Raw genomic sequence first — 3243 nt, 5'->3', positions numbered from 1 at the left:
CGTGTCCTTGCCCACACTTCGCTTGCGCTTGTGTGGGCAAGGTCGGCGTGCTACGGGCTACGCTTTCACTTCGGTGCTTCGCTTCGCTCCGCACCGTGCTGACGCACGCCCTCCGCATGCCTCACGCAATATAAATTCAATTCCTATAGCATCACAACCCAGCCTAAAAAAGAATTAACACAACCAAGCATAATATAGATATAAAAAAAATTATTACCTTTGTGCAAAGGATTGTCATTATGGTAAGTTTCTTTTCTATATTTGAATTATTAAGTGCTATAGCTATTGCAGGTATCATTGGTTATCTCATAGGTTACTTTCATAGAAGCTATCGTTATCGCAAAGCTGCTGCAGCAGAAGCTGTAATTATAGATGATGCTAATGTCAAAATTTTTGTTAGTCCCGAGCAGTTTAAGGAACATGACTCTAATTTTTTTGGTAATATCATTAAAATTACTTTAAAAGACGGCAGAGTTATCAACGCTAAAAATTGCCCCAGTACCCGCAAATGGATTGAAGAAGCTATTAAATACAACGCGTTAAGTGAGTAAATCTTTTTTATTCTATTTTTGTTGCATAGATATGCAAGATTGGAGAAACTATAAAAAAGTCCTTTTGCCTGACATACCCAACCTTAATCAGATTGAGGTATACGAAGCCCATGGTGGATATGCCAAATGGAAGGAAGTTATAACAGGTTCAGGTACTTACACGTTAGTCAAAAAAGAAGAAAAAACCTTACCTGATGGCACTAAGCAGATAGTAGAAACAAAAGAACAGGTACCTTATACACCGAAGTTAGTAATTGACATTGTAAAGTCTGCTAATGTTAGGGGGCGCGGGGGCGCAGGTTTTAATGCAGGCTTAAAATGGTCTTTTATGCCACCTAAAAAAGAAGGAGTACCCCGCTACTTAGCCGTAAATGGCGATGAATCCGAACCAGGTTCCTTCAAAGACCGCCGATTAATGGAGTTCAATCCTCACTTGGTCATAGAAGGAATTTTGTTTGCCTGCTACGCCATGGAGATAGACGCGGCCTACATTTATGTTCGTGGAGAATACATTGACTACATGAACTTTTTACAAAAAGCTATATCGCAAGCGTATGCAAAGGGATATGTGGGCAAAAACATACTAGGTTCAGGCAGAAATATTGAAATTTATGTACACAGGGGAGCAGGCGCTTACATTTGCGGAGAAGAGACTTCTTTAATGGAATCTTTGGAAGGAAAACGCCCTTATCCGCGCTCTAAACCCCCTTTTCCTGCACAAAGAGGACTATGGGACTGCCCTACTACTATTAACAACGTAGATACTATGGCACAATGTGCCTTAGTAATGCGATATGGCGCGGACTGGTATGCATCTATCGGCGCAAAAACACATCCAGGTCCTTTCTTGTATGGCATTTCGGGGCACGTAAACCGACCAGGAATTTATGAATACCCCACAGGCATGCTCATTACAGACCTTATCTACAAGGTAGCAGGAGGAATGAAAAACGGTAAAAAACTCAAAGCAGTTATTCCTGGGGGAGTTTCTGTACCCATTCTTCGTGCAGACATGATAGATGGCGTACGCATGGATACAGATTCTCTAGCCGCAGCGGGCTTAGAGGTTGAAAATGGCAAATATGCTTTTCTACTAGGTAACCGAAAAATTGGTTCTATGATGGGCACAGGAGGAATGGTAGTAATGAACGAAGATACAGACATGGTCAAGCTATTACGCAGAATTGTACAATTTTTCCACCACGAGTCTTGCGGACAATGTACACCTTGTCGCGAAGGTACAGGATGGTTAGAAAAACTGCTCATCAAAATAGATGAAGGAAGGGGAGAGATGAAAGACTTGGATTTACTTTTTAGTATAGCCGAAAATATGGAAGGTAGAACCGTTTGCATGTTAGCCGATGCTGCAGCTTGGCCTGTACGTGCTACTATACTTCGGTTTAGAGAAGAGTTTGAAGCCAAGGTAAAAAACAGCTTATACGCTGTTTCCTAAAAAAGTATGCAAGTGGTAGGTCAGCAGGACTTGCAAAAGCAGCTTTTGCATACAATACAAGAAGGTAGACTTTCGCACGCTAATTTGTTTTGGGGAGGTCCTGGAACAGGCAAGCTGGCAACTTCTTTATGGATAGCACAAACGCTTAACTGCCCTAATCTTACTTCCAAAGGCGCATGCCAAAACTGTCAAAGCTGCCAAAAGATAGCTAAGCTTATCCACCCCGATGTTCATTGGATACTACCAATTTACAAAAGTGAAACAGAAAAAAAACGTACTTCAGAGGATTTTACTACTGAAATAAGAGAGTTTTTGGTTGCACATCATTTCTATCCTTCTTATGCCCAATGGGTAGAAAGGCTAGACGCTTACAATAAGCAAATGGCTATCTATATAGAGGAAATTCGGCAGCTTAAACAAAAAATGAGCTGCACTCCTTTTGAAGGAAATTTCAAAGTTGTGATAATTTGGCATGCGGAAAAAATGCGCACAGAAGCTGCTAATGCTTTCTTGAAATTGCTGGAAGAACCTCCGCCTAAAACAGTGTTTTTGCTCACCGCGCCTACGCCCGAACAAGTTTTACCTACTATCCAATCAAGATGCCAAAGTATTTTCTTTCCTTTGCTCAAAGAGAATGAAATCGCATCTTACCTAATCAACCAACATAAAGTAGACGAGCAAACTGCTTACAAAGCAGCTTTTTTAGCACAAGGTAATCTCAATGAAGCTATTCGGCTAATTACTCAAAACACTCACGTTTTTGATGAACTTGCTCAAGCGTGGTTAAGATCTTGCTACAATGCAAAACTTTTAGATATGCAAGAGGTAAGTGATGCTCTTTCAAAACTCAGCCGTGAAACTCAAAAACACTTTGTACTTTACATGCTACATATTTTGCGTAATGCTGCAATTTCTCATTACGCAGCTGACGAGCTACTTTTTATCCCTGATAATTTGAAGGATTTTGTAGTCAAGTTAGGGAAAACTTTATCTCAACAATCTTTTGAAGACCTGTACCACACGCTTAATCAATCTATGGAATACATTAACAGAAACATTAACAGCAAGATTTTGTATTTAACGCTTTCGGTGCGTATTTCACAAATTTTGGCAAAAAATAAAGCAAAGTAAAAAGTAAACTTTATGAGAATGATTTAATAAGGTTTTCTTTTTGGGCGTGCCCCTTGCTGCGCAAGGGTCGGGGCATTCCGCACTGCGCTTCGCTTCGGTGCTTCGCTA

3 protein-coding genes are annotated in these 3243 nt (G+C 40.6%); all 3 read left to right on the top strand.

What is annotated here, in order from left to right:
• Positions 1-239: 239 nt before the first annotated feature.
• The 3 genes from NZ519_13270 to holB are packed head-to-tail and all read left to right on the top strand — an operon-like array spanning position 240 to position 3135.
• Positions 240-551, top strand: a complete 312-nt coding sequence (locus NZ519_13270) for a hypothetical protein (GenBank protein MCS7029724.1) — start codon at positions 240-242, stop codon at positions 549-551.
• Positions 552-582: 31 nt separating this feature from the next.
• Entirely contained in the window at positions 583-2004 is a 1422-nt protein-coding gene (gene nuoF, locus NZ519_13265) for an NADH-quinone oxidoreductase subunit NuoF (protein ID MCS7029723.1), read from the top strand.
• A gap of 6 nt (positions 2005-2010) precedes the next feature.
• Positions 2011-3135 (top strand): DNA polymerase III subunit delta', encoded by a 1125-nt coding sequence (gene holB, locus NZ519_13260; protein ID MCS7029722.1) that lies wholly within the window; start codon positions 2011-2013, stop codon positions 3133-3135.
• The last annotated feature ends 108 nt before the right edge of the window (positions 3136-3243 follow it).

The sequence above is a fragment of the Bacteroidia bacterium genome (assembly GCA_025056095.1).
In the GTDB taxonomy this organism is placed as follows: Bacteria; Bacteroidota; Bacteroidia; order JANWVE01; family JANWVE01; genus JANWVE01.
This window is presented reverse-complemented; position numbering and strand designations above follow the sequence as displayed.